The 4,438-nt window shown below is 59.4% G+C and carries 4 protein-coding genes; 1 reads left to right on the top strand and 3 read right to left on the bottom strand.

Going from position 1 to position 4,438, the window contains the following annotated elements; translation table 11 throughout:
* Positions 1-43: 43 nt before the first annotated feature.
* From lepA to nifS, 3 genes are all read right to left on the bottom strand, one after another.
* The gene (gene lepA / locus Q2B33_RS23340) at positions 44-1,870 is read right to left on the bottom strand and encodes a translation elongation factor 4 (RefSeq protein WP_300564986.1); all 1,827 of its coding nucleotides are present in this window, start codon (positions 1,868-1,870) and stop codon (positions 44-46) included.
* A 148-nt stretch (positions 1,871-2,018) separates the two neighbouring features.
* Positions 2,019-2,447 carry a Fe-S cluster assembly scaffold protein NifU gene (gene nifU, locus Q2B33_RS23335; protein ID WP_300564988.1) on the bottom strand — a complete coding sequence of 143 codons (429 nt, stop codon included), beginning with the start codon at positions 2,445-2,447 and terminating at the stop codon, positions 2,019-2,021.
* 99 nt (positions 2,448-2,546) lie between these two features.
* Positions 2,547-3,728 (bottom strand): cysteine desulfurase NifS, encoded by a 1,182-nt coding sequence (gene nifS / locus Q2B33_RS23330; protein WP_300564990.1) that lies wholly within the window; start codon positions 3,726-3,728, stop codon positions 2,547-2,549.
* Positions 3,729-3,891: 163 nt separating this feature from the next.
* On the opposite strand from nifS, the gene Q2B33_RS23325 reads away from it, so the two are divergent.
* Positions 3,892-4,438: oligosaccharide flippase family protein (locus Q2B33_RS23325; protein ID WP_300817464.1), on the top strand; the 547-nt coding region annotated here is incomplete at its 3' end.

Raw genomic sequence — 4,438 nt, 5'->3', positions numbered from 1 at the left:
CAAGCCATTCCGAAATTCACCGCATCCCCGCCAATCGCATCCCTCAATCATCATCCAGCTTCAGCACGCTCAGGAAAGCCTTCTGGGGAATCTCCACATTGCCGATCTGGCGCATGCGCTTCTTGCCCTCCTTCTGCTTCTCCAGCAGCTTCTTCTTCCGGGTGATGTCACCGCCGTAGCATTTCGCCAGCACGTCCTTGCGCATGGCCTTGACGGTCTCCCTGGCGATGACCTTGCCGCCGATGGCCGCCTGGATGGGAATCTCGAAGAGGTGCCTGGGAATCTCCTCCTTCAGCTTCTCGCACATCCTCCGCCCCCGTTCGTAAGCGGAATCCGCATGGACGATGAACGACAGGGCGTCCACTTCTTCTTTGTTTATCAGAATATCCAGCTTCACCAGCTTGGACTCCTCATAGCCCTTGATGTCATAGTCGAAGGAGGCATAGCCCTTGGATCTGGACTTCAGCGCATCGAAGAAGTCATATATGATCTCGTTCAAAGGCAGGTCGTAGCGCAGCACCGCCCGGCTGGCCTCGATATATTCCATGCCCAGATACCGCCCCCGCCTCTCCTGGCACAGCTCCATGATGGAGCCGATGAATTCGCTGGTCACCATGATCTCCGCGCTGACCACAGGCTCCTCCATATGCTCGATCACGGAAGGATCCGGCAGGTTGGAGGGATTCGTCAGCTCGATCATCTCCCCGTTGGTCTTGAATACCTTGTACACCACCCCGGGAGCCGTGGCCACCAGATCCAGGTTGTACTCCCGCTCCAGGCGCTCCTGGATCACCTCCAGGTGCAGCAGCCCCAGGAAGCCGCAGCGGAAGCCGAATCCCAGCGCGATGGAAGTCTCCGGCTCATACTGCAGGGCAGCATCGTTGAGCTGGAGCTTCTCCAGGGCGTCCCGCAGATCCGGGTACTTTGCCCCGTCCGCCGGGTAAAAGCCGCAGTAGACCATGGACTGCACCTTTTTGTAGCCGGGCAGCGGAGCCTGGCAGGGGCATGCATCGTCCGTCACCGTATCCCCCACCTCCGTGTCCTTCACGTTCTTGATGGAGGCCGTGATGTAGCCCACCATGCCGGCGGACAGCTCCTCGCAGGGGATGAACTGGCCTGCGCCGAAGACGCCCACCTCCACCACTTCCTCTTTCGCCCCGGTGGCCATCATGCGGATTACCGTTCCTTTTTTGACGGTCCCCTCCATAATCCGGCAGAAGATGATGACGCCCTTGTAAGAATCGTACAGGGAGTCGAAAATCAGAGCCTGCAGAGGGGCAGAGGCATCCCCCTTCGGCGCGGGAATCTTCTGCACGATCTGCTCCAGCACATCCTCGATGCCGATGCCGTTCTTGGCGGATATCAGGGGCGCGTCCTGGGCCTCCAGGCCTATCACATCCTCGATTTCATCCATGACCCGCTGGGGCTCCGCGCTGGGCAGGTCTATCTTGTTGATCACGGGAATCACGTCCAGGTCATGATCCAGGGCCAGGTATACATTGGCCAGGGTCTGGGCCTCGATGCCCTGCGCCGCGTCCACCACCAATATGGCGCCGTCGCAGGCTGCCAGGGAGCGGCTTACCTCATAGTTGAAGTCCACATGGCCGGGGGTGTCTATCAGGTTCAGGATATACTCTTCCCCGTCACGGGCCTTGTACACGGTGCGGACGGCCTGGGCCTTGATGGTGATGCCCCGCTCCCGCTCCAGGTCCATATTGTCCAGCACCTGGGCCTGCATCTCCCTGCTGGTCAGCAGGCCTGTGTGCTCGATGATGCGGTCGGCCAGAGTGGATTTGCCGTGGTCTATGTGCGCTACGATGCAGAAATTTCGGATTCTGCTCTGTTCGGTTTTTCTGTCCATGGATTCCATTGATGATTCCTCTTCCTGATCTATATTCAATCGTATCTCTCGCAGAACCTCTGACTGTCATTTCCGCGAACCAGTATGATTGTATCAGAATTATGGGCAGTTGTCCATATAATGGAAGAATCTTTCTGGCTATATGTCCTCGCCTTCGTCACGACTCTTCATCCTCATGGATATCCGCCCTGGGCTCCTGCAGGCCCTCTATCGCGATTCCCTGCTTTTTCGCATAGTCCCAGAGCGCCGCGTGGATGGCCTCCTCGGCAAGCAGGGAGCAGTGCACCTTCACAGGCGGCAGACCGTCCAGGGCCTCCATGACCGCCTTATTGGTGACCTGCAGGGCCTCCTGTACGGTCTTGCCCTTCACCAGCTCCGTGGCCATGGAACTGGTGGCCACAGCGGCCCCGCAGCCGAAGGTCTTGAACTTCGCCTCTCTGATGACGCCCTCCTCATCGATGTCCAGGAATATCCGCATGATATCCCCGCATTTGGCGTTCCCCACAGTCCCCACGCCGCTGGCATCCTCTATCTCTCCCATGTTCCTGGGATTCTGGAAATGATCCATCACTTTTTCGCTGTACATAGCTCCTCCTGTCTGTCCTGTGACTTCCATGGACGCCGCCCCGCGCCAATCCGTTCAGAGGTTTCGCATCCCTGTGTCTTCAGGCACCGCAAAGCTTCTTTATGTCCTGTCCCTCCGGGATTTCATGAAATCCTCATACAGCGGCGACATGTCCCGCAGCCGCTGCACGATTTCCGCAAGGTGTCCCACCACCTCGTCCAGCTCCTCCTGCGTGTTCTCCTCCGAGAGGGTCATGCGCAGGGATCCGTGGGCCTCCTCGTGCTCCAGCCCGATTGCCAGCAGCACATGGGAGGGGTCCAATGAGCCGGAGGTACAGGCGGAGCCGCTGGAGGCGCATACGCCCCTCATGTCCAGCATGATCAGCAGGGATTCCCCCTCGATGAACCGGAAGGAAATGTTCACATTGCCGGGGAGCCGCTTCTCCCGATGGCCGTTCAGACGGCAGTAGGGAATCTCCCCCTCGATCCGCCGGATCAGATAATCCCGAAGCTCCCTTTCCCTTCCGGCCTTCTCCTCCATGCGCGAAAGCGCCCGCCGAACAGCCGCAGCGAAGCCCACGATCCCGGGCACGTTCTCCGTGCCTGCGCGGACACCCTTTTCCTGTGCTCCGCCGTGTATAAATGAACGTATTTTCAGCCCGCTGCGGATATAGAGCATGCCTGTGCCCTTGGGGCCGTTGAGCTTGTGGGCGCTGGCGCTGAGCATGTCGATGTGCATCTCCTCCACGTTGATGGGCACCTGTCCGAAGGCCTGCACCGCGTCCGTGTGGAACAGGATGCCCCGCTCCCTGGCAATGGCCCCGATTTCCCGAATGGGCTGTATGGTTCCGATTTCATTGTTGGCGAACATGACGCTGATCAGCACCGTGTCAGGCCGGATGGCCTCCTTCAGAGACTCCGGATCCAGGATTCCGTCCCTGTCCACGTCCAGATAGGTCACCTCGTAGCCATTCTTCTCCAGGTAGCCGCAGGCGTGCAGCACCGCGTGGTGCTCTATCTTCGTGGTGATGATATGCCTTCCCTTTCCGGCGCAGCACTCCGCCGCGGCCTTCAGCGCCCAGTTGTCGGCTTCCGTACCTCCGGCGGTAAAGTAGATTTCCTCCGGCTTCGCGCCGATGGCGGCGGCAATGGTCCGCCGGGCCCCATTGATGGCCTTTTTCCCGGCGGAACCCAGGGAATAGATGGCGCTGGGATTCCCGTACTGCTCCGTGAAATACGGCAGCATGGCCTCCACCACCTCCGGAGCCGTCCTGGTGGTGGCCGCATTGTCCAGGTATATCATTGTGCATCCCTCTCCTCTCATATCCCACGGAACCGCAGATCCGCGGGGCTTTTTATATTCATACCATTTTGGTAGGTTTATTGACAGTATAGCACCCGCTGCCTGTTCTGTCAACCGTCCAAGGGGAATATAATGGGAAAAACGAAAGTTTCCCGAAATCCATATGAAAGCAAAGCAAAGACATCCCCTGATCGTGGGGGCCTTCGTCCTCACCGCCACAGGCATCGTCACCAGAATCATCGGCTTCCTGTACCGCATCTATCTCTCCCGGCTCTTCGGGGAGGAGGGGATGGGCATCTACCAGCTCTTAAGCCCGGTATTGTCCCTGTCCTTCTCCCTCACCGCCGCCGGATACCAGACCGCCATCTCCAAGCTGGTGGCGGAGCGGACGGCCACCAGCAGGAAGCCCTCCCTGCAGCCCCTTGTGCTGGGCCTTTCCACCTCCCTGCCATTGTCCCTGGCCTGCAACGCGGTGCTGTTCTTCTTCGCCGACGCCATCTCCGCAGGCCTCCTGCAGGAGCCCCGCACGGCTTCCATGCTGCGCATCCTTTCCTTCTCCGTGCCCCTGAGCGCGGTGCACTCCTGCATCAACGGCTATTTCTACGGCATAAAAAAAGCCGGGATTCCGGCGGGGGCCCAGCTTCTGGAGCAGATCGTCCGGGTGGGCTGCGTGTACATAGTGTCCTCCCGCATCCTGGCGGCAGGGGGGA

The sequence above is a fragment of the uncultured Acetatifactor sp. genome (genome assembly GCF_948601915.1).
Lineage (GTDB): Bacteria > Bacillota > Clostridia > Lachnospirales > Lachnospiraceae > Acetatifactor.
This window is presented reverse-complemented; position numbering and strand designations above follow the sequence as displayed.